The sequence below is a fragment of the Gilliamella apicola genome (assembly GCF_003202655.1).
Lineage (GTDB): Bacteria > Pseudomonadota > Gammaproteobacteria > Enterobacterales > Orbaceae > Gilliamella > Gilliamella apicola_R.
In genome coordinates, this window is the sequence record NZ_QGLR01000016.1 from 19,550 (window position 1) to 42,172 (window position 22,623).

Genomic DNA, 22,623 nt, shown 5'->3' on the forward strand with positions numbered 1-22,623 from the left:
TTAGACCTCCTCTGGATTAAGTATGGAACCAAACGATTCAGCGGTTACTTTAGCTTGTGGATGTGGTTTTATCACAATACTTGGTTTGGTTAATTCTGAACTTGGTAACGGTGCAATATCACACTCTTGGCCATAAAGCTCACGCAATTTGCCAATTTCATCAAAATCCAAAGCACGTTGAGGACAAGACTCAACACAAACTGGTTTTAAACCTTGCGAGACACGTTCATAACAACCATCACATTTGGACATAACTCGTTTTTGATGATCATAATGTGGTGCACCATAAGGGCAACGCATTTCACAATAACGACAACCGATACAGATATCTTGATTGACAACGACTAAGCCATCTTCTTGACGTTTATGCATGGCACCGGTTGGGCAACCTTGTACACAGGTTGGTTCTTGGCAATGGTTGCAGGAGACCGATAAATAATAGACAAAGGTATCATTTTGCCAACATCCATCGACTTGTTGCCAACTGCCGCCGCCATATTCATAGACACGCCGGAAATTAATCCCTAGCGCATTATCTTTTTCATCTTTACAGCTTACTTGGCAAGTTTTGCAACCGGTGCATTTGGCTGAGTTAATATAGAATCCATATTGCATTTTTATCATCTCCCTTACGATGCCGCCGGCGTAACCGTTAATGGTTTCATTTCAACCAAATTGGTATGCTGAGGATTAGATTTGGCCAGTACAGATGGTCGCAACGAGGTTAAACGATTAATACAGCCTCCAATATCAATACCTGCCGCATTGGTTTTGGCCCATAATCCCTGTGGAATAGCAATAATGCCGGGTAATATGCGTGGTGTGACTTTAGCTGGAATATAAAGTCGGCCACGATCGTTATAAACTTCAACCAATTGACCATGTTTTATTTGCCTTACTTCAGCATCTAATGGATTAATCCAGATACTACTTGCCACCGCTTCTTTAAGTTGCGGAAGATTACTATAACTTGAGTGACAATGCCCTTTGATATGAAAACCAATCAATTGTAATGGATATTTTTGCCGTTTTTGAGTATCTTCGCTACCCTCAATTGCGGGCAAATAGGCCGGTATCGGGTAGAGGATATCACCTTCATCAAACTCCCACTGCTCGGCAATTTGGACTAATGCCTCTGAATAGATTTCGATTTTACCAGACGGCGTATTTAGTCGATTTTTTATTGGATCATCGCGAAACGCTTTTAAGCCAATATGGGCATCACTATTAGCTAATTTACGATCAACAACCCCCATACCATCAGTGTCAGCAAAAGAAGGTAAATTTGGATCGAGTTTCCGCATTTTTTCATAACTATAGGCGATCCAATCATCTTGGCTTCGGCCTTCGGTAAATTTGTCTTTAACACCCATTTTTTCAGATAGTTCAGTCAATACATCATAAGCTGGGCGATTTTCCCAAAGTGGCTTAATGGCACGTTGCATACGGATAACATAATGATAAGCACCCGATGCATATGAGTTATTGATTAAATCGTTACTTTCAACTGATGAGACATCTGGTAACAATAAATCGGCATATTTTGCCGAAGCAGTCATATGCGTATCCCATACTAAAATAAATTCACACTTTGATTCATCTTGTAGAATTTGATGAGTTCGGTTGAGATCGGAATGTTGATTACCGATGACGTTGCTGGCATAACTCCAAAGGAATTTAATACCAACATCTAATTTATCTTTACCTTTTATATAAGAATTTTGGGCGGTCATACTGAGCGGTTCTTCGATCGCTTTAGTCCATAAAAAGAAAGGAATACTAGTTTTAATTGGGTTAACCATATTTAAGCCAGGTACTGGATAGGTAATACTTTCCCCCCAAGTTCCAATATTGGTACCTTGCTTACCAAATTGACCGGTAATGATAGGTAAGATCATAATCGCTCTTGTGGTATGCTCACCATTTTGCCAACGTTGTGGTCCCCAACCTTGGGAAATCCATGCAGCTTTGGCATTGACAATATCTAACGCCAATTTTCGAATCTGATCGGCCGCAATCCCGGTTTTTTTGCTCGCCCACTCTGGGGTTTTAGGTATTCCATCATCACCCAATCCTAAAATATAAGATTTATAGTCACTAAAAAGTGGCGCTTCATCAGGTAAAGTTTCGGCATTCCAACCAATACAATATTTGGTTAACATCGCCTCATCAATACGATCTTTTTCAAGTAAAGCATAAATAATTCCAGCGACCAGTGCGGCATCTGTTCCTGGGATAATCGGCATCCATTCAGCATTAAAACCCACCACACTTTCACTACGGCGTGGGTCGATAATGATGACTCTAGCTTTACTTTGCGCTAAGGCATTAAACATTTCGTTAACTTGGCCACCACCGGACATACGGGTTTCTGCAATATTGTGACCAAACATGACAACCAGATCGGAGTGCTTAATTTGATCTAATAATGAAGCTTTAGCATTACCATAAATAAACGGTTGCATCGCGGTGATCTGTCCACTGGAATAATCGCCATGATAATTTAGATGACCGCCGATTGTGCTTAAAAAGCGCTTACAAGCGTTACGCCCCGAGATATTTGCACCTGTGGTACCCGTGCCATATTGATAATAAATAGCTTCATTACCATAGTTATTAATAGTGTATTTGAGTTTTTCGCTTAATAGATTGATGGCTTCATCCCACGAGATACGCTTAAATTTACCTTCACCGCGTTTACCAATTCTCAGCATTGGATATTTTAATCGTTCAGGATCATAAGTCCGCCAGCGAACAGCACGTCCACGAAGACAAGGTCGAATTTGATGTTGTCCAAAGACAGCATCATTAATTCCATCTTCAGAAGATATTTTGGTGATAATGTCGTTTTTAACATGTACTTTTAATGGGCAACGACTGCCACAATTGACTAAGCAAGCACTATAAAAAATCTTTTCTTCGTTAGTCGAATTAGTTGGCGGCACTTTATTAGGATCTGTCTCAGGCGTTGCATAAGCAAAAGGTAATTGTATATTACTAGCTAATGCAGCCACCCCACTTATTGCTAATGATTTTTGTAAAAAATCACGCCGAGTTATCTTATTTTCTGACCTGCTCATCCTATTCCATCATCTCTATCTGGGAGGTATTTATCATAATAAATTTATTAAGATTATAATACAGAAAAACGATTAAAATCGAATTTAACTTAAAATAAATTAATTAAATAAGAATTATTATCAATTACAAATTTATTTTACTTGCTATTATAAATTTAATTTCATGCATCTTAAAGAAAGACTGGTATAATACGACCATTTATTCGAATAAATAGAAAAGTTATGTCACAATCCACTTATAATGCTGTTGATATTGAAGTCTTAAAAGGACTCGATCCTGTTCGCCATCGACCAGGCATGTATACTGATACCGCTCGCCCAAATCATTTGGGACAAGAGGTTATTGATAACAGTGTCGATGAAGCTATTGCGGGACATGCTCGCCAAGTTAAAGTCACCCTTTATGAAGATAATTCACTTGAGGTTATTGACGATGGGCGCGGTATGCCGGTTGATATTCATCCTGAAGAGGGTGTGCCGGCTATTGAACTTTTACTTTGTCGTTTACATGCTGGTGGTAAGTTTTCTAATAAAAATTATCAATTTTCTGGCGGTTTGCATGGCGTGGGTATCTCAGTGGTTAATGCGTTATCCAAACGAGTGGAAGTTACCGTCAACCGGGATGGACAAGTTTATCAAATTGCTTTTGAAAACGGTTATAAAGTAGAGGATTTGCAGGTGATAGGTACCTGTGGTCGTCGTAATACCGGAACCAAAGTACGTTTTTGGCCGGATGAAAAGTATTTTGATTCACCTCGATTTTCCGTGCCACGCTTAACTCATTTGCTTAAAGCGAAAGCAGTACTCTGTCCTGGATTGGAAATCATTTTCAAAGACAAAATTAATAACACTGAGCAACGCTGGTGTTATCAAGATGGCTTAAAAGATTATTTAATGGAGTCAGTTAGTGGATATACTCTATTACCAGAAGAGCCATTTACCGGTAATCATACCGGCGAAACAGAAGCGGTCGAATGGGCATTACTTTGGTTACCGGAAGGTGGCGAACTGTTAACCGAAAGTTACGTTAACTTGATTCCAACGGTGCAAGGTGGTACTCATGTGAATGGTTTACGCCAAGGCCTACTTGATGCGATGCGGGAGTTTTGTGAGTTCCGTAATTTACTGCCTCGAGGGTTAAAGCTAACCGCTGATGATATTTGGGAACGTTGTGCTTATGTGTTATCAGTGAAAATGCAAGAACCGCAATTTGCTGGTCAAACTAAAGAACGTTTATCATCAAGACAAAGCGCAGCATTTGTTTCGGCGATTGTTAAAGATGCCTTTAGCCTTTGGTTAAATCAGCATGTACAAATTGCTGAATTATTAGCTGAAATGGTAATTTCCAGTGCACAAAAACGGCTACGCGCATCGAAAAAAGTCATTCGTAAAAAATTGACCAGTGGTCCGGCCTTACCGGGTAAATTGGCCGATTGTTCGTCACAAGATTTAAGTCGTACTGAACTATTTTTAGTCGAAGGTGATTCTGCTGGTGGTTCAGCTAAACAGGCTCGCGATCGTGAATATCAAGCGATTATGCCGTTGAAAGGTAAAATTTTAAATACTTGGGAAGTCTCTTCTGACGAAGTTTTGGGCTCTCAAGAGATTCATGATATTTCTGTTGCGATTGGTATCGATCCTGATAGTGATGATTTGAGTCAATTACGTTACGGTAAAATCTGTATTTTAGCTGATGCTGACTCAGATGGATTGCATATTGCCACATTACTTTGTGCATTGTTTGTTCGTCACTTTCGGGCGATGGTGGAACATGGTCATATTTTTGTTGCTATGCCGCCACTTTACCGTATTGATTTAGGTAAAGAAGTATATTACGCCCTAGATGAAGAAGAAAAAGAAGGCATTTTAGATCAACTGAAACGTAAAAAAGGCAAACCGAATGTTCAACGTTTCAAAGGGTTAGGTGAAATGAATCCATTACAATTGCGTGAAACAACGATGGATCCTAATACCCGCAGATTAGTGCAGTTATCACTTGATAGTGCCGAAGAAACCATGGCATTAATGGATATGTTGTTGGCGAAAAAGCGCGCCGAAGATCGCCGAGAGTGGTTACAAGAAAAAGGTGACCAAGTTGAACTTGATGTCTAATATACAGAATAATTTAGAGGAACAATAATGAGTGAAATAACTCATGACGGAGTAGAAGTTCAGTCGCTACGAACATTTACCGAAAGCGCCTATTTAAACTACTCAATGTATGTCATTATGGATCGCGCATTACCTTTTATTGGTGATGGCTTAAAACCTGTGCAGCGCCGCATTGTTTATGCCATGTCAGAATTAGGGTTAAATGCGCAAGCTAAATTCAAAAAATCCGCGCGTACTGTCGGTGATGTGTTAGGTAAATATCACCCGCATGGTGATAGTGCTTGTTATGAAGCCATGGTGTTAATGGCACAACCATTCTCTTATCGTTATCCGTTAGTTGATGGCCAAGGGAACTGGGGGGCACCTGATGATCCTAAATCATTTGCCGCAATGCGTTATACCGAATCACGTCTATCAAAATATGCAGAATTATTATTAGGCGAATTAGGCCAAGGTACCGTTGACTATATCCCAAATTTTGATGGTACTTTGCAAGAGCCGAAAATGTTGCCAGCGCGATTACCAAATATTTTATTAAATGGCACCACCGGTATTGCAGTTGGTATGGCAACCGATATCCCGCCACATAATATTCGAGAAGTGGCCAATGCCGCCATCATGTTGGCTGATAACCCGAAAGCAACGCTTAGCGAAGTGATGGCTCACATACCGGGGCCGGATTATCCAACCGAAGCCGAAATTATCACCTCACCAGACGATATAGCTAAGATTTATCAAACTGGACGCGGCTCAATCCGCATGCGTGCAGTATGGAAAAAAGAAGATGGTGATATTGTTATTACTGATTTGCCACATCAAGTTTCTGGTGCAAAAATCTTAGAGCAGATTGCCTCACAAATGCGGGCGAAAAAATTGCCGTTAATTGAAGATTTACGTGATGAGTCTGATCACGAAAACCCAACTCGTTTGGTGATTGTGCCAAGATCTAATCGCGTGGATCTAGAGCAAGTAATGAATCATCTCTTTGCTACTACCGATCTTGAAAAAAGCTATCGCGTTAATATGAACATGATTGGACTAGATAATCGTCCATCAGTTAAGGGATTGCTCGAAATATTAACCGAATGGTTAGAATATCGACGTTTAACAGTAACACGTCGTCTAAATTATCGTTTGGATAAAATACTTAAAAGATTACATATTTTAGATGGTTTATTAATTGCGTTTTTAAATATTGATGAAGTGATTGAAATCATTCGTCATGAGGATGATCCAAAAGCCGAATTAATTAAACGATTTGCCTTAAGCGAAACCCAAGCGGAAGCTATTTTAGAGTTAAAACTTCGCCATTTAGCCAAATTGGAAGAGATGCGCATCAAAGGCGAACAAGCGGATCTGGCTAAAGAACGTGATCAACTGCAAGCTCTACTTGCATCACCAAGAAAGTTAAGTAATTTAATCAAAAAAGAGTTACAAGCCGACGCTGAAAAGTATGGCGATGAACGCCGTTCGCCAATTGTTGAGCGCAGTGAAGCCAAAGCAATTACCGAGCAAGAATTAACACCTTCTGAACCCGTCACTATTGTATTATCAGAAATGGGATGGGTAAGAGCGGCTAAAGGCCATGATATTGATCCAGTTGGGTTAAGTTATAAAGCCGGTGATAGCTTCAAAGCGGCAGCAAAAGGTAAAAGTAACCAACCGGTTGTCTTTATCGATTCAACCGGACGCAGTTACGCTATTGAACCAAATACGTTGCCATCCGCCCGCGGGCAAGGCGAACCGCTTACCGGTAAATTAACTTTACCGGCTGGTGCAACCGTTGAACATGTTTTAATGTCAACCAATGAAGACCAAAAATTGTTACTTGCCTCAAGTGCTGGTTACGGCTTTATTTGCCAATTTAGTGATTTAATCGCGCGTAACCGCAACGGTAAAGCCATAATTAATTTATCTAACGATGCCAAAGTGCTTGCACCGATAGAAATTATATCTGAAGAGAGCTTGCTTTTATCAATTAGCCAAGCAGGTAGAATGCTTATCTTCCCGGTAAAAGATTTACCAGAATTATCTAAAGGTAAGGGAAATAAAATTATTTCACTCTCTGGCAGTGATGATAGCCTCGCTTATATGATGCTAATAACACCTGAGACATCGTTAACATTATATGTTGGTAAACGCAAACTCACGCTTTCCTCAGCTGATTTACAAAACTTTAGAGCAGAGCGAGCCCGTAAAGGGACATCATTACCGCGCGGATTACAAAAAATCGATCGAATTGAGGTGAACGAATAATATGTCTTTGATCTGGTCCATTATTTTCGGATTAATACTAAGTTCAGTATTAAAATCGGGATGGGGATTTATAATTGGACTATTTATTGGTCCAATGCTATATCAAGCATTGGGCAATAAATTGACTGAAAAAAGGACACAATCAAATCCAACTCTATACTTAACTATTGCATTTGAAGTATTGGGACATTTAAGTAAAGCAAAAGGCGTTGTTACTCAAGATGATATTAATCTTGCTCGGCAATTTATGGATCGGCTACAACTCGATGCCACCAGTCGCCAATTAGCCCAACAGTCATTCAATCGTGGTAAAGCGAGTGATTACCCACTTCGATCGCGCTTGCGAGAACTCTACTTCCAATATCGTTTTAGGCGGAATGTATTAAATATTTTTTGTGAACAACTGATCCAAGCAGCATTAGTCGATGGCAAGTTAGATGAAAAAGAGTCACAAATTTTGTTTATTGTTGCCGATGAATTTCATATTCCTCGCCAACGAATGGTTATTTATATTCAGATGATGATGGGAAGTTTTCATTTTCGTCATGGGCATTATGATAATCAACAAAATAGTCAGTACCAACAAAATAATCAGTATAATCAAAGTAATCATTATGGCGGTTATCAAAGCAATTCTCGACAGACAGATTTACAAAATGCGTATAAAATTTTAGGAATAGATTCATCGGCTGATATTCCTGAAATTAAACGTGCTTATCGTAAATTAATGAATGAACATCATCCCGACAAGTTAGTATCAAAAGGCTTGCCAAAAGAGATGCTAGAGGCAGCCAAAAAACGGGCTCAAGAGATTCAAGCCGCTTATGACCTTATAAAAGCATCACGTGGATTCAAATAGAGATAATTGCTATGATGCATTGGCGCTCAATTATAAGAATTATCGGATTATTAATATCACTGTTGTCGGTATTTATGCTAATACCGGCACTGGTAGCATTAATTTATCGTGATGGTGCTGGCGCAATTTTTGTCCGTTCGTTTTTTGCGGCATTAATTTTGGGCGGATTATTGTGGTTTCCTAATCGCAATCAACGCCACGAATTGAGCACCCGAGAAGGCTTTTTTATCGTGGTATTATTTTGGATAGTATTAGGTACTATTGGTGCATTCCCATTCTTGTTTGATAATCATATCAATCTTAATTTAACCACCGCATTTTTTGAGTCTTTTTCAGGGTTAACCACCACTGGTGCAACAACCATTGTTAATCTAGATCATTTGCCAAAAGCACTACTATTTTATCGTCAATTGTTACAATGGCTTGGTGGGATGGGGATTATCGTACTTGCAGTTGCTATTTTACCACTATTAGGTGTTGGGGGCATGCAGCTCTATCGTGCCGAAATTCCTGGTCCACAAAAAGATAGTAAAATGCGCCCGCGAATTGCTGAAACTGCAAAAACATTGTGGTCTATCTATATTTTACTTACCACCTTATGTGCAATAAGTTTGTGGTTTGCAGGAATGGATATCTTTGATGCAATTTCCCATAGCTTTTCAACGATATCAATGGGGGGATTTTCAACCCATGATAGCAATTTAGCCTATTTTAATAGTCCGGCAATTAACTATATTGTTACCCTTTTCCTTATTTTGTCTGGTTGTAATTTTGCCCTACATTTTGCCGCATTAAATGGTATTTCACTCAAAGTATATTGGCACGATCAAGAGTTTAGAACGTTTATTTTTATCCTTCTTACTTTAATTGCTATCTGTGCCTTTGTTATCTACTTTTATCAGCCACAACGAAACCTGAGTATTGATAAAATTGTATTACAAGTGGTGTCGGTTTCTGCAACTGTCGGCTTTACCGTTGATGATATTAATACTTGGCCATCCTCATTACCGATTTTTCTATTATGTGCTTCGTTTATTGGTGGCTGCGCGGGTTCAACTGGCGGGGGATTAAAAGTCGTCCGTGTACTACTGTTATTTATGCAAGGCTCGCGGGAATTGAAACGGCTTATTCACCCGAATGCGATTTATACATTAAAATTAAATCATCGGGTGGTACCAGAACGGATTATTGAGGCGGTTTGGGGCTTCTTTTCTGCCTATGCATTAGTATTTTTAGTCAGTCTATTTATCATTATGACATCAGGGATTGACGCAACTGACTCCTTTTATATTGTTGCTTCATCACTCAACAATTTAGGGATTGGTCTGGGAAGTGTCAGTGATAATTTTGCTCATGTCAGTGATATGGTGAAATGGGTTATGGTTGTTGATATGTTATTTGGGCGACTGGAAATATTTACATTGTTGGTTCTATTTACGCCAACATTCTGGCGAAGTTAACTTTCCTCACCTAATTAAGTGTTAATTTGAAGAATTTTCACAAAATAGCTAAAAATTTAAATATTTTATTGATTATTTGCTCAATTACCGCCAGAATTATCAAGCAGCATGTGCTGTATTCATTAGAGGTAATCACCTGACATATGGAATGGATCATGGATCCTACAATTTGGATTGGTTTATCCACTCTGGTTGTACTTGAAATCGTCCTTGGCATTGATAACATTGTGTTTATTGCCATTCTTGCCGAGAAACTTCCACCCCAAGAACGAGATAAAGCACGCATTACCGGCCTTGCTTTTGCATTAATCACACGAATACTGTTATTAATGTTTACTGGTTGGTTAGTTACACTCACTACCCCACTATTTTCAATATCAGGAATCAGTTTTAATGCTCGGCAATTGATTATGTTGCTTGGTGGTGTATTTTTGCTGTTTAAAGCCACGATGGAACTTAATGAACGTCTAGAAGGTGCAACACATGAAGATGGTAAACCGAAAAAGACATCCCATTTTTGGACAGTCGTTGCGCAAATCGTGGTGCTCGATGCCGTATTTTCACTCGATTCAGTAATTACCGCTGTAGGAATGGTTGAGCACATTCCTGTGATGATTATCGCTGTTTGTATTGCTATTGGTATTATGATGGTTGCCAGTAAACCATTAGCCTATTTTGTTAACTCTCATCCAACGATAGTTATTTTATGTTTAAGCTTTTTATTGATGATTGGCTTCAGTTTGGTTGCCGAAGGTTTTGGTTTTATTATTCCTAAAGGCTATCTCTATGCCGCTATTGGCTTCTCAATTATGATCGAGTTTTTCAACCAATTAGCCATATTTAATCGCCGAAAAGCATTAAACAAAAAACCGTTACGTGAACGTACCGCCGAAGCAATTTTACATCTGCTCAAGGGCGATGTCGAAGAAGATCCCGATACTCACAATATTGATGTTGTCTCGGATAATAATAAGAAAACATCAGTATTTAATCATCAAGAATTAAACATGGTTGAACGGGTGCTAGGTTTAGCGCAACGTTCTGTTAGTAGTATTATGACTTCTCGATTAGACGTAGATATGGTCAATATCAATGATGATCGCGAGGTGATATTAAAAGAGATATTTGATAATCCTCATTCGCGTCTAGTGGTGACCGATAATGCCTCAATTGATGAGCCATTAGGGATTATTCAAGTTAATGATCTTTTAAAAGATGTTTTACAAAATAAACAACCTATTGATATTAGTACTTTAATAAAACAACCATTAATCTTTCCAGAAACTGTCTCTTTACTTGTTGCTCTGGAACAATTTAAAAAAGCCAAAACCCATTTTGCGTTTGTGGTTGATGAATTTGGTTCAATGCAAGGTGTTGTGTCAGTAACTGATATTATTGAAACCATTGCCGGCGATTTTCCAACCGAAGAAGAGGAAATCGATGCCAAACATGATATTCAATGTATCGATGATAATAGTTGGCTAGCTAATGGCTATATTCCAGTTGAGGAATTAGTCAGATTCGTTCCGATTCCTATAGATGATAAGCGGGAATTTCATACTCTTGCTGGATTATTGATGGAAAAAGCGCAACATTTACTTAATGTCGGGGAAACTATCCAGATTGGCGATTATTTATTTGAAGTTGCCGAAGTTGAAAGTCATCGTATTTTAAAAGTAAAAATTACTAAAAATAAATTAGAGACATAAAACAACCAGTTTGCTGATATTTTACCTATTTGGAAGGTAAGTTATAAAAATTATCTATCTATAATTCGAGGCTACTCTTAATATGAATAACGCTTGACCAAAATAAATTACTGGCAATAATAGCGCTGTGTTTTGTCGTTTTTTGAGATATGAAGTGATAACTTTGTATCTTTTTTATTTTTACCACAAATTAATCTAGGTAAAAATAGCGATTATATTGATTATTATCAACCTAAATTGGGCTTTAACATATGAATTCACTATTCGAAAAAATTTTTCAACTCAAAGAGAAGAAAACCACCATCAGTACTGAGGTTATCGCAGGCTGTACCACCTTTTTAACCATGGTTTACATTATCTTTGTTAACCCTTCTATTCTATCTGCAACTGGTATGGACAAATCAGCGGTCTTTGTTCTAACGTGTGTAGTAACCGCTTTGGCTACTATTTTAATGGGGCTATTTGCTAATCTACCGATTGCCTTAGCGCCAGCGATGGGGCTTAATGTCTTCTTTGCTTATGGAATATGTGGTGCGATGGGCTACTCATGGCAAGTCGGTATGGGGGCGATATTTTGGGGTTCATTAGCCTTTTTTGCATTATCATTATTTAAAGTTCGCCATTGGTTGATTGAACATATTCCGCAGTGTTTGCGAGCGGGCATCAGTGCGGGTATTGGATTATTTATTGCTTTTATGGGATTCCAGAACATGGGCATTGTGGTCGGCTCACAAGCCACATTACTAACCTTAGGCAATATCTTATCACTTAAAGTATTATTAGGTTCGCTTGGATTTTTTATCATTATTATTCTTGCATCACGCAATTTTCATGCCGCGGTATTAGTTTCAATTCTTGTGGTTACCTTACTTGCGCTATGGCTTGATCCAAATATTAGTTATCAAGGAATTGCATCTGCTCCACCAAGTGTTAGCAGTGTTGTTGGTCATGTTGACCTAGCTGGCTCGCTTAATATTGGTATTATGGGGGTTATCTTTTCAGTTATGATTGTCAGTCTGTTTGACTCTTCAGGCACAATTTTAGCTTTAACCGACAAAGCAGGACTTTCTGACGAAAAAGGGCGTTTTCCTAAAATGCGTCAAGCGTTGTTAATCGATAGTTTCAGCTCTTCACTAGGCGGATTATTTGGGACTTCATCAGTATTAACTTACATTGAAAGTTCCGCAGGTATTTCAGTTGGTGGACGTACTGGCTTAACAGCAGTGGTAGTTGGCCTATTATTTTTAATGATGACTTTCTTATCGCCTTTAGCGCATTTAGTACCACCTTATGCCACATCGGGGGCACTAATTTTTGTTGGTATCTTAATGGTATCTAGTTTAATGAAAGTTAACTGGTCTGATTTAACTGATGCAACGCCAGCATTTATCACTGCATTAATGATGCCGTTTGCTTTTGCAATTACTGAAGGGGTCGCACTTGGCTTTATCTCTTATGTAATATTGAAAACATTTACTGGTAAATTTAAAGAGTTAAATCTTTGTGTGATCGTTTTCGCAGTACTGTTTGCTTTAAAATTTATCTTTATTGATCATCACTAATTTCATCAAACTATTTCTACCATTAACATGGTAGAAATAGCTTCTTCCCCCCCCATAAAATTATTCCATCTGAAATTTCAAACAAATTACAGCAATCATTTCACCTTCTTCAAACTCTTTAGAGAATTTGATCTGCGTCACAAAAAACAAAAAACATAAAATCGTTACAAAATTTAGTAATTGTTGCTGTACTTAATATTCATGCATATTGATTGAACAGTTTTAGATTTAATTAAAACTTAATTTGATAAACAGGGAGGTATGAATATGAGTACGCATTACAATTCTCTATATGTTTTCCGAATTACCCTAGTTGCAACTTTAGGTGGCCTATTATTTGGTTATGATACAGCCGTTATCTCTGGAACAGTTGAATCTATATTTAAAGTTTTTGTTGAACCGCAACATTTAAGTGAGACGAGTGCCAATTCCTTATTAGGTTTCTGTGTGGCAAGTGCTTTAATCGGTTGTATTATCGGCGGTTTAATGGGGGGTTATTTAAGTAATCGTTTTGGTCGTCGAAATTCATTACTAATTGCCGCATTTTTATTCTTTATCGCTGCAATTGGCTCCGCTTGGCCGGAACTAGGCTTTCATACAGTAGAATCGCAAAAAATACCCTATTATTTAGCTCAATATGTACCTCACTTTGTGTTTTATCGCATCATCGGTGGTATTGGTGTTGGCTTAGCTTCTATGTTATCACCTATGTACATTGCAGAAGTAGCGCCAGCAGAGATTCGAGGTAAGCTAGTATCGTTTAACCAATTTGCTATTATTTTCGGACAACTCTTAGTTTATTGTGTTAATTACTGCATAGCAAGTTCAGGCGATCAAGTTTGGTTGAATATAGTTGGTTGGAGATATATGTTTTTGTCTTTAGCCATTCCAGCATTACTGTTTTTTGCCTTATTATTCACCGTACCAGAAAGCCCTCGTTGGTTAACCGCACAAAATAAAATAAACAAAGCTCAACATATTCTTGTTAACATTTTGGGAAAGCAAACAGCCGATCAAGCATTAAAAAGCATTATCAATTCCCTCTCATCCAATTGTGATAAAAAAAGCAGCTCATTATTAAAATATGGTATAGGCGTTATTATTATTGGAATTTTATTATCTGCATTTCAACAATTGATGGGAATTAATGTTGTTCTTTATTATGCACCAGAAGTATTTAAAACATTAGGTGCTAGTACTGATTCCGCATTATTACAAACCATTGTAGTTGGTATTATCAATCTAGCCTTTACTACCATTGCCATTTTTACCGTTGATAAATTTGGTCGAAAACCATTACAAATAATCGGTGCCATTGGCATGGCTATCGGCATGATCACATCAGGCACGACATTTTATTTACAGTTATCAGCAAGTATTGCCCTTGCGGCAATGTTGTTCTATATCGCTTCTTTTGCTATCTCTTGGGGACCTGTATGCTGGGTATTATTAGCAGAAATATTCCCTAACTCTATCCGCAGTAAAGCGTTATCCATTGCGGTTGCAGCACAATGGATTACAAATTACCTAGTATCTTGGACTTTTCCAATTATGGATAAAAATACTTATCTTATATCTCATTTTAATAACGGTTTTGCCTATTGGCTATATGGCGCAATTAGCATACTGGCAGCTATTTTTATCTGGAAATGGCTTCCTGAAACAAAAGGAAAATCTTTAGAAGAACTTGAAAAGTTCTGGAATAAATAAACCAAAACTTATTTTAAAACAATATTAAGGAGAATATTATGAAACATTACTATGACCAAATAGAACGCATTAATTACGAAGGAACACAAACTAATAATCCTTTTGCGTTCAGACATTACAATCCAGAGCAGATAATTTTGGGTAAAACAATGGCCGAACATTTACGCTTTTCTATCTGTTATTGGCATACTTTTTGTTGGGCTGGAACAGATATGTTTGGTTCGGGTTCATTTAACTATCCATGGCAATCCAGCGCCGATCCATTAAGTAACGCAAAAGCTAAAGCTGATGTTGCCTTTGAGTTTTTTTATAAAATGAATGTACCTTTTTATGCATTTCATGATGTGGATGTTGCTCCTGAAGGCAATTCGATTCAAGAATATATCAACAATTTATCAATAATGACCGATATCTTGCTAGAAAAGCAACAACAGACAGGCGTTAAGCTACTCTGGGGAACAGCAAATTGTTTCACTAATCCAAGATATGCCGCTGGTGCAGCAACCAATCCTGATCCGGAAGTTTTTGCCTGTGCGGCCACTCAAGTTGTCCATGCAATGAATGCTACTCATAAGTTAGGCGGTCAAAATTATGTACTGTGGGGTGGTCGAGAAGGTTATGAAACACTATTAAATACCAACCTACGTCAAGAACGTGAACAACTTGGTAAATTCATGCAATTAGTTGTCGAAAATAAATATAAGATTGGTTTTAACGGCACATTACTCATTGAGCCAAAACCACAAGAGCCAACCAAACACCAATATGATTACGATGTCGCAACCATTTATGGCTTTTTAAAACAATTTGGCTTAGAGAAGGAAATCAAGGTCAATATTGAGGCAAATCATGCAACCCTTGCCGGCCATTCATTTCAACATGAAGTCGCTTCAGCTATTGCCTTAGATATATTTGGATCACTTGATGCTAATCGAGGGGATCCACAATTGGGGTGGGATACCGATCAATTTCCAAATAGTGTCGAGGAAAACACACTGGTTATGTATGAAATTTTAAAAAGTGGCGGATTTACCACTGGTGGACTTAACTTTGATGCCAAAATAAGACGGCAAAGCATTGATAAATATGATGTATTCCATGGCCATATTGGTGCCATCGACACCATGGCATTATCATTAAAATGTGCAGCAAAAATGATTGAAGATAAGCGATTAGATCAAAAAGTAGCTGAGCGTTATGCCGATTGGGACAAAAATCTAGGTAAAGACATTTTACAAGGGAATATGTCGCTACAAGAAATTGCTCAATATAGCCTAGTAAATAATCTACAACCTAAAGCACGTAGCGGTGCTCAAGAGCAATTAGAAAATATTGTTAATAAAGCTATTTTTGGCTAAAAAAATCATTGTGTATTTACCGTTCAGAACTATTATGTTTATAGTTCTGATAGCTACATAATGGAGGCAGATATGTATATTGGTATTGATTTAGGCACTTCCGGTGTCAAAGTAATTTTAATGGATGAAAAACAACGTATTGTGGCATCAAATACCAAGCCACTCTCTGTATCGCGTCCTCATCCATTATGGTCCGAACAAGATCCACAGCAGTGGTGGCAAGCAGCCGATTCAGCAATACAAGAACTTAGTCATAAGCATGACTTAACCCAAGTCAAGGCAATTGGCCTAAGTGGACAAATGCATGGTGCTGTATTATTAGATAGTTCATCTCAAGTATTAAGACCGGCAATTTTATGGAATGATGGCCGTTGTGATATTGAATGTCATGAGTTAGAACAATTAGTGCCAAATTCTAGAAAAATTACGGGCAACTTAATGATGGCAGGTTTTACCGCACCGAAAATTAAATGGGTACAAAAACACGAGCCAGAAACGTTTGCCAAAATAGATATGGTACTGTTACCAAAGGATTATTTACGCTTTAAAATCACAGGTGAATATGCATCTGATATGTCTGATTCAGCTGGTACCATGTGGTTAGATGTTGAAAAACGAGATTGGAACGATCAATTATTAAATGCTTGCGGTTTAAATCGCCAACATATGCCTACCTTATTTGAAGGTAATCAAATAACTGGCTATGTTACTGATGATATTGCTGAACGCTGGAATATCAACTCAATTCCAGTGATTGCCGGTGGTGGCGATAATGCAGCAGGTGCTATCGGTGTTGGGCTTTATCGTTCTGGACAAGCAATGCTCTCACTAGGTACTTCAGGGGTTTATTTCGCGGTCACCGATCGTTTTATCAGCCAGCCTGAACAAGCAATTCATAGCTTTTGTCATGCATTACCTAATCGCTGGCATCTGATGTCAGTGATGTTAAGTTGTGCTTCATGTCTAGATTGGGGATGTCAATTGTTAGGCATTAAAGATGTTGCTACCTTATTCAGTTTGATTGAGGAACAACCGTCTGACGATAAACCACCAGTCTACTTTTTACCTTACTTATCTGGTGAGAGAACACCACATAATAACCCTGAAGCCAAAGGCGTATTTTTTGGTCTAACTTATCAACATAACAAGGTAGATCTAGCAAAAGCAATATTATTGGGCGTCAGCTATGCGCTTGCCGATGGTATTGATGTTGTTCATCAAACCGGAACTTCGCCGGATAAAATCCTGATTATTGGTGGCGGTGCCCGTAGTGGCTATTGGCGGCAATTGATCAGTGATATTTCAGGTTACCATATCGAATATTGTGAAGGGAGCGAAGTGGGACCTGCTTTAGGATCAGCGAAACTGGCACAAATTGCCTGTAATCCCAATACTCACTTAGAGGTGTTGTTACCACCATTACCAATGGTTCAAACCCACCAACCCGATATGAAAAAACATGCAGAATTCCAACAACAACGTTCAATTTTTAGAAAAATTTATCAACAATTAAAACCATTAATGTCTTGATATTTAACTAGCAGAATTTCATATCTATATGATTTTCTGCTTTTTTATGGTTTTATTTTAAACAAATTACAGTAAATTAAGGTTTGTAAATTTACTTCTAAAATCCTTAGGCGTCATTGCATAGAACTTTTTAAATAAAAAATAAAAATACTGAACCGATGGATAGCCACACTGCTCAGAAATAGCTTGAATAGACAATGATGATTCAATTAGTAGATATTTAGCACGATTAAATTTCTCTTCATGAATGACCGTGTGAATAGTTTTACCTAATGATGTTTTAAAGCGAAGTTCTAAATTGGAACGAGATATTTGCAATTCCGAAGTTACTTGATCTACTTTAATGCCTTTACAAGCATAATCACGGATATAATGAATAGCTTGTATAACATAAGGATCTTGTATTGAACGGTAATCCGTCGAACGACGTTCAATGACTTTTTTCGGTGAGATTAACCTTGGCGAGGTAGCAACCTTCCCTTTATTGAATATTTTTTGCAACAGTTTAGCTGCTTCAAATCCCATCTCCTCAGTTCCTTGTTTAACGGTAGATAAGGAAACCATCGACAGATCATTAATTACTTCTTCATTATCTATACCAATTAAACATAACTCTTCAGGTATTTTTATTTCAACTCTATCACAAGCTTGTAAAATATGGTGGGCTCTAGCATCATTTACGGCAATAATACCGGTGTTAACAGGTAAGGATAATAACCATTTAGAGAGTTTATCTAAGCTATCTTGCCAATTATCAAGTGATGTGGAGGTTCCTTGATAAATAAATCCTTCATAACCCTTTTGGCTTACAATTTGCGAAAAAAATTGTTCTCTTACAGCTGCCCAACGACAAGATCGATTCAATGGTAAACCATAAAAGGCAAATTTATTAATTCCTTTCGAACATAAATGGTTAAAAGCACTCTCTATAATGGCAAAATTATCCGCGGCAACATACGGCACTTTAGGATAATTTGAATCATGGTGATGCGAACTACCTACGCCAATTATTGGTATATCTACATCAGCGAGCAAATCTTGAATATCTGGATCATCAAAATTAGCAATAATACCATCGCAATCAAAATAGAAAGGTGCATTAGTATCATAGCGCATGGTTTCGGAAATATAGATATTCCAGTGAATATTATTCGCTTTTAAAAAATTCCCGATACCTTTTAGTATTTGCCGATCATAAATATTATTTGCATTAAATAGCAAAACAACTCGGTAACTCTTATTCTGCATCTCGATCATTATCACCTACTAATATATTTAACTTATTAGCATTAATTTGTAGTCTGCTTATTAGAATAAACCAGTGTTACATAAAATATCAATTTGTATAGTTGTATAGTGCAAATAACTACCATATTCAGCCTAAATTTTCTCAACAACGTTTGCTCAAGACACTATCAAAATTAAGAGAAAAACTCATTTTTATATTACATCTGAAGGCCATATAAATTATTATTAAATAACATAAAGATCTTATGCTGATACTTGACATTATAGCTATTGAGGTCTAGAATCTTGCGACCCAAAACTTATATAAATAGGCTTTGGGCTACAGTTATTAATTACGTATCTAAAAAGCAATTTTAAATTTATTTTAATTAATCAGGAGCTTATTAATGGCAACAATTAATCAGCTGGTACGCAAACCAAGAGCACTAAAGGAAGCGAAAAGTAACGTTCCTGCACTTGAAGCATGCCCGCAAAAACGAGGTGTTTGTACACGTGTTTACACTACTACACCTAAAAAACCAAACTCAGCATTACGTAAAGTATGCCGTGTACGTTTAACCAACGGTTTTGAAGTTACTTCTTATATCGGTGGTGAAGGTCATAACTTGCAAGAACATAGCGTGATTTTAATCCGCGGTGGTCGTGTTAAAGATTTACCTGGTGTTCGTTATCACACTGTTCGTGGTGCATTAGACTGCGCAGGTGTTAAAGATCGCAAACAAAGCCGTTCTAAATACGGTGTGAAACGACCTAAAGCTTAATGGAACTCCGTTAAGTAAGGCCAAACTATAATAATTCCATTTAACTCATTTGAGTTTTGGGTAAACCTGAAAATTTATAACATATAAACGGAGTATTCCAATGCCACGTCGTCATGTTGTCGGTCAAAGAAAAATTTTACCTGATCCGAAATTCGGTTCAGATTTGCTGGCGAAATTTGTAAATATTTTAATGATAGATGGTAAGAAATCTATCGCAGAATCAATCGTATATTCAGCTCTTGATAAATTAGCTGAGCGTAGTGGAAAAGACCACTTAGCAGCTTTCGAAGTTGCATTAGATAACGTAAGACCAACTGTAGAAGTTAAGTCTCGTCGCGTTGGTGGTTCTACATACCAAGTTCCTGTTGAAGTGCGTCCTGTCCGTCGTAATGCACTTGCAATGCGTTGGATTGTAGATGCTGCACGTAAACGTGGCGATAAATCAATGGCATTACGCCTAGCGAATGAACTTATGGATGCTTTTGAAAACAAAGGTACCGCTGTGAAAAAACGTGAAGATGTTCATCGTATGGCTGAAGCTAATAGAGCGTTTGCACATTATCGTTGGTAATTTGAGCGCTTTTATAAGCCGCTTGAAATTAGACTGATAGCGCATATCTACTATCAGTCAACCTGAAAAGATATTTTATAAGCAAACGATTCTAAATAGAGGATTAATATGGCTCGTACAACCCCTATAGCACGCTACCGTAATATCGGTATCAGTGCACATATTGACGCAGGTAAAACTACGACTACTGAACGTATTTTGTTTTACACTGGCGTAAGTCACAAAATTGGTGAGGTTCATGATGGCGCAGCTACCATGGACTGGATGGAACAAGAACAAGAACGTGGTATTACTATCACGTCTGCAGCGACTACAGCTTTCTGGTCTGGTATGGGTCAACAATATGAACCACACCGAATCAATATCATCGACACCCCGGGACACGTTGACTTCACAATCGAAGTTGAACGTTCTATGCGTGTTTTAGATGGTGCTGTAATGGTTTACTGTGCGGTTGGTGGTGTTCAACCTCAATCAGAAACAGTATGGCGTCAAGCAAACAAATATAAAGTTCCACGTATTGCTTTCGTAAACAAAATGGACCGTATGGGTGCTAACTTCTTACGTGTTGTTGATCAAATCAAAACACGTTTAGCGGCAGTACCAGTTCCATTAGTACTACCTATCGGTGCAGAAGAAGGCTTTACTGGCGTAGTTGATTTACTTAAACGTAAAGCAATTAACTGGAATGATGCTGATCAAGGCGTTACTTTCACTTATGAAGATGTTCCAGCGGATATGGTTGAGCAAGTCGAAGAGTGGCGTGCAAACCTAATGGAAGCTGCAGCTGAAGCAAATGAAGAGTTAATGGAAAAATACCTTGGTGGTGAAGAGTTAAGCGAAGAAGAAGTCAAAGCAGCGTTACGTGAACGCGTACTTGCTAACGAAATCATCTTAGTAACTTGTGGTAGTGCCTTTAAAAATAAAGGTGTTCAATTCATGCTTGATGCGGTAATTGAATACTTACCAGCACCAACAGATGTTCCTGCGATCAAAGGTGAATTACCTAATGGTGAAGCAGCTGAGCGTCACTCAAGTGATGACGAACCATTCTCATCACTAGCATTTAAAATTGCAACTGACCCATTTGTTGGTAACTTAACATTCTTCCGTGTTTACTCTGGTGTGGTTAACTCTGGCGATACTGTTCTTAACTCTGTTAAAGATAGAAAAGAACGTTTTGGTCGTATCGTTCAAATGCACGCTAACAAACGTGAAGAAATTAAAGAAGTTCGCGCTGGTGACATTGCTGCGGCAATCGGTCTTAAAGATGTAACAACTGGTGATACATTATGTGCTGAGAGCGCACCAATCATTCTAGAAAGAATGGAGTTCCCAGAGCCGGTAATTTCTGTTGCTGTTGAACCAAAAACTAAAGCTGACCAAGAAAAAATGGGACTTGCTTTAGGTCGACTAGCACAAGAAGATCCTTCATTCCGTGTTCACACTGATGAAGAATCAGGTCAAACAATTATTTCTGGTATGGGTGAGCTTCACTTAGAAATCATCGTTGACCGTATGAAACGTGAATTTAAAGTGGAAGCAAATGTTGGTAAACCACAAGTTGCTTACCGTGAAACCATTCGCAATGAAGTTGAACAAGAAGGTAAATTTGTTCGTCAGTCTGGTGGTCGTGGTCAATATGGTCATGTATGGTTAAGAATTAAACCATTAGAAGCTGGTGGCGAAGGCTACAAATTCAACAATGAAATTGTTGGTGGTGTGGTTCCTAAAGAATACATCCCGGCAGTTGATAAAGGTTGTCAGGAACAAATGAAAAACGGTGTTCTTGCTGGCTACCCAATTGTTGATGTTGAAGTCACTATCTATGATGGTTCTTACCATGATGTGGACTCATCAGAAATGGCATTTAAAATTGCCGGTTCAATGGCATTTAAAGATGGCTTCATGAAAGCTAAACCTGTGCTTTTAGAACCGATCATGAAAGTAGAAGTCGAAACTCCTGAAGATTATATGGGTGACGTAATCGGTGACTTAAACCGTCGTCGTGGTATGATCGAAGGAATGGAAGATACTGCAACTGGTAAAACAGTTAAAGCACAAGTTCCACTTTCAGAAATGTTTGGTTATGCAACTGACCTTCGTTCACAAACCCAAGGTCGTGCTTCTTACTCAATGGAGTTCTTGAAGTACAATGAAGCGCCAACCAATATTGCAACTGCAATTATTGAAGCTCGTAAAGCGAAATAATTATTTATATAAATAAAGTAACACTTCCCTATAATAACTAGGGAAGTGATTTAATAAAGGAACATTAAGATGTCTAAAGAAAAATTTGAACGTACAAAACCCCACGTTAACGTTGGTACAATCGGCCACGTTGACCATGGTAAAACAACTTTAACTGCAGCTATTACTTCTGTACTTTCTAAAAAATACGGTGGTC

16 protein-coding genes are annotated in these 22,623 nt (G+C 38.1%); 13 read left to right on the top strand and 3 right to left on the bottom strand.

The features are described 5' to 3' along the window. Together DKK70_RS14405 and DKK70_RS14410 are read right to left on the bottom strand one after the other, a co-directional pair. On the bottom strand, positions 1–615 hold the full coding sequence (locus tag DKK70_RS14405; protein WP_219999831.1) for a DMSO/selenate family reductase complex B subunit: 615 nt from the start codon (positions 613–615) through the stop codon (positions 1–3). A gap of 14 nt (positions 616–629) precedes the next feature. Next, positions 630–3,080 carry a DMSO/selenate family reductase complex A subunit gene (locus DKK70_RS14410; RefSeq protein ID WP_110434619.1) on the bottom strand — a complete coding sequence of 817 codons (2,451 nt, stop codon included), beginning with the start codon at positions 3,078–3,080 and terminating at the stop codon, positions 630–632. Between the two features lie 222 nt (positions 3,081–3,302). Here DKK70_RS14410 and parE point away from each other — a divergent pair, with 222 nt between their 5' ends. The 9 genes from parE (at position 3,303) to xylB (ending at position 17,636) form a co-directional block, all read left to right on the top strand. Further along, the gene (parE, locus tag DKK70_RS14415) at positions 3,303–5,192 is read left to right on the top strand and encodes a DNA topoisomerase IV subunit B (RefSeq protein ID WP_110424384.1); all 1,890 of its coding nucleotides are present in this window, start codon (positions 3,303–3,305) and stop codon (positions 5,190–5,192) included. Positions 5,193–5,219: 27 nt separating this feature from the next. Further along, the gene (gene parC, locus DKK70_RS14420; RefSeq protein ID WP_110434620.1) at positions 5,220–7,448 is read left to right on the top strand and encodes a DNA topoisomerase IV subunit A; all 2,229 of its coding nucleotides are present in this window, start codon (positions 5,220–5,222) and stop codon (positions 7,446–7,448) included. A 1-nt stretch (position 7,449) separates the two neighbouring features. Beyond that, positions 7,450–8,307, top strand: a complete 858-nt coding sequence (gene djlA, locus DKK70_RS14425) for a co-chaperone DjlA (protein ID WP_110434621.1) — start codon at positions 7,450–7,452, stop codon at positions 8,305–8,307. 14 nt (positions 8,308–8,321) lie between these two features. Beyond that, the gene (locus tag DKK70_RS14430; RefSeq protein WP_110434628.1) at positions 8,322–9,767 is read left to right on the top strand and encodes a TrkH family potassium uptake protein; all 1,446 of its coding nucleotides are present in this window, start codon (positions 8,322–8,324) and stop codon (positions 9,765–9,767) included. Positions 9,768–9,910: 143 nt separating this feature from the next. Further along, positions 9,911–11,476 carry a TerC family protein gene (locus DKK70_RS14435; RefSeq protein ID WP_110434622.1) on the top strand — a complete coding sequence of 522 codons (1,566 nt, stop codon included), beginning with the start codon at positions 9,911–9,913 and terminating at the stop codon, positions 11,474–11,476. 251 nt (positions 11,477–11,727) lie between these two features. Continuing rightward, positions 11,728–13,038: an NCS2 family permease gene (locus tag DKK70_RS14440; RefSeq protein ID WP_110434623.1), complete on the top strand. Its 1,311-nt coding sequence runs from the start codon at positions 11,728–11,730 to the stop codon at positions 13,036–13,038. 267 nt (positions 13,039–13,305) lie between these two features. Next, positions 13,306–14,748 (top strand): D-xylose transporter XylE, encoded by a 1,443-nt coding sequence (gene xylE / locus DKK70_RS14445; protein WP_110434624.1) that lies wholly within the window; start codon positions 13,306–13,308, stop codon positions 14,746–14,748. A gap of 38 nt (positions 14,749–14,786) precedes the next feature. Next, entirely contained in the window at positions 14,787–16,106 is a 1,320-nt protein-coding gene (xylA, locus tag DKK70_RS14450; RefSeq protein ID WP_110434625.1) for a xylose isomerase, read from the top strand. A 72-nt stretch (positions 16,107–16,178) separates the two neighbouring features. Next, positions 16,179–17,636 (top strand): xylulokinase, encoded by a 1,458-nt coding sequence (xylB, locus tag DKK70_RS14455; RefSeq protein WP_110434626.1) that lies wholly within the window; start codon positions 16,179–16,181, stop codon positions 17,634–17,636. Positions 17,637–17,702: 66 nt separating this feature from the next. On the opposite strand, the gene DKK70_RS14460 is transcribed toward xylB, so the two are convergent. Beyond that, entirely contained in the window at positions 17,703–18,884 is a 1,182-nt protein-coding gene (locus DKK70_RS14460; RefSeq protein ID WP_110434629.1) for a XylR family transcriptional regulator, read from the bottom strand. A 386-nt stretch (positions 18,885–19,270) separates the two neighbouring features. Here DKK70_RS14460 and rpsL point away from each other — a divergent pair, with 386 nt between their 5' ends. The 4 genes from rpsL to DKK70_RS14480 form a co-directional block, all read left to right on the top strand. Then, positions 19,271–19,645: a 30S ribosomal protein S12 gene (gene rpsL, locus DKK70_RS14465; protein ID WP_034883792.1), complete on the top strand. Its 375-nt coding sequence runs from the start codon at positions 19,271–19,273 to the stop codon at positions 19,643–19,645. A 100-nt stretch (positions 19,646–19,745) separates the two neighbouring features. Further along, positions 19,746–20,216 carry a 30S ribosomal protein S7 gene (gene rpsG, locus DKK70_RS14470; RefSeq protein WP_034883788.1) on the top strand — a complete coding sequence of 157 codons (471 nt, stop codon included), beginning with the start codon at positions 19,746–19,748 and terminating at the stop codon, positions 20,214–20,216. Between the two features lie 108 nt (positions 20,217–20,324). Then, the gene (gene fusA / locus DKK70_RS14475; RefSeq protein WP_086359817.1) at positions 20,325–22,427 is read left to right on the top strand and encodes an elongation factor G; all 2,103 of its coding nucleotides are present in this window, start codon (positions 20,325–20,327) and stop codon (positions 22,425–22,427) included. A 69-nt stretch (positions 22,428–22,496) separates the two neighbouring features. Further along, a partial coding sequence (locus DKK70_RS14480; RefSeq protein ID WP_084390269.1) for a GTP-binding protein occupies positions 22,497–22,623 on the top strand: 127 nt, incomplete at its 3' end.

Bases quoted from the DNA above. Each gene is read 5' to 3' on its own strand.
- djlA (WP_110434621.1), top strand. From the start codon at position 7,450: ATGTCTTTGATCTGGTCCATTATTTTCGGATTAATACTAAGTTCAGTA.
- parC (WP_110434620.1), top strand. From the start codon at position 5,220: ATGAGTGAAATAACTCATGACGGAGTAGAAGTTCAGTCGCTACGAACA.
- xylA (WP_110434625.1), top strand. From the start codon at position 14,787: ATGAAACATTACTATGACCAAATAGAACGCATTAATTACGAAGGAACA.
- DKK70_RS14430 (WP_110434628.1), top strand. From the start codon at position 8,322: ATGCATTGGCGCTCAATTATAAGAATTATCGGATTATTAATATCACTG.
- DKK70_RS14410 (WP_110434619.1), bottom strand. From the start codon at position 3,080: ATGAGCAGGTCAGAAAATAAGATAACTCGGCGTGATTTTTTACAAAAA.
- rpsG (WP_034883788.1), top strand. From the start codon at position 19,746: ATGCCACGTCGTCATGTTGTCGGTCAAAGAAAAATTTTACCTGATCCG.
- xylE (WP_110434624.1), top strand. From the start codon at position 13,306: ATGAGTACGCATTACAATTCTCTATATGTTTTCCGAATTACCCTAGTT.
- DKK70_RS14440 (WP_110434623.1), top strand. From the start codon at position 11,728: ATGAATTCACTATTCGAAAAAATTTTTCAACTCAAAGAGAAGAAAACC.
- DKK70_RS14405 (WP_219999831.1), bottom strand. From the start codon at position 615: ATGCAATATGGATTCTATATTAACTCAGCCAAATGCACCGGTTGCAAA.
- fusA (WP_086359817.1), top strand. From the start codon at position 20,325: ATGGCTCGTACAACCCCTATAGCACGCTACCGTAATATCGGTATCAGT.
- DKK70_RS14435 (WP_110434622.1), top strand. From the start codon at position 9,911: ATGGAATGGATCATGGATCCTACAATTTGGATTGGTTTATCCACTCTG.
- DKK70_RS14460 (WP_110434629.1), bottom strand. From the start codon at position 18,884: ATGCAGAATAAGAGTTACCGAGTTGTTTTGCTATTTAATGCAAATAAT.
- rpsL (WP_034883792.1), top strand. From the start codon at position 19,271: ATGGCAACAATTAATCAGCTGGTACGCAAACCAAGAGCACTAAAGGAA.
- xylB (WP_110434626.1), top strand. From the start codon at position 16,179: ATGTATATTGGTATTGATTTAGGCACTTCCGGTGTCAAAGTAATTTTA.
- parE (WP_110424384.1), top strand. From the start codon at position 3,303: ATGTCACAATCCACTTATAATGCTGTTGATATTGAAGTCTTAAAAGGA.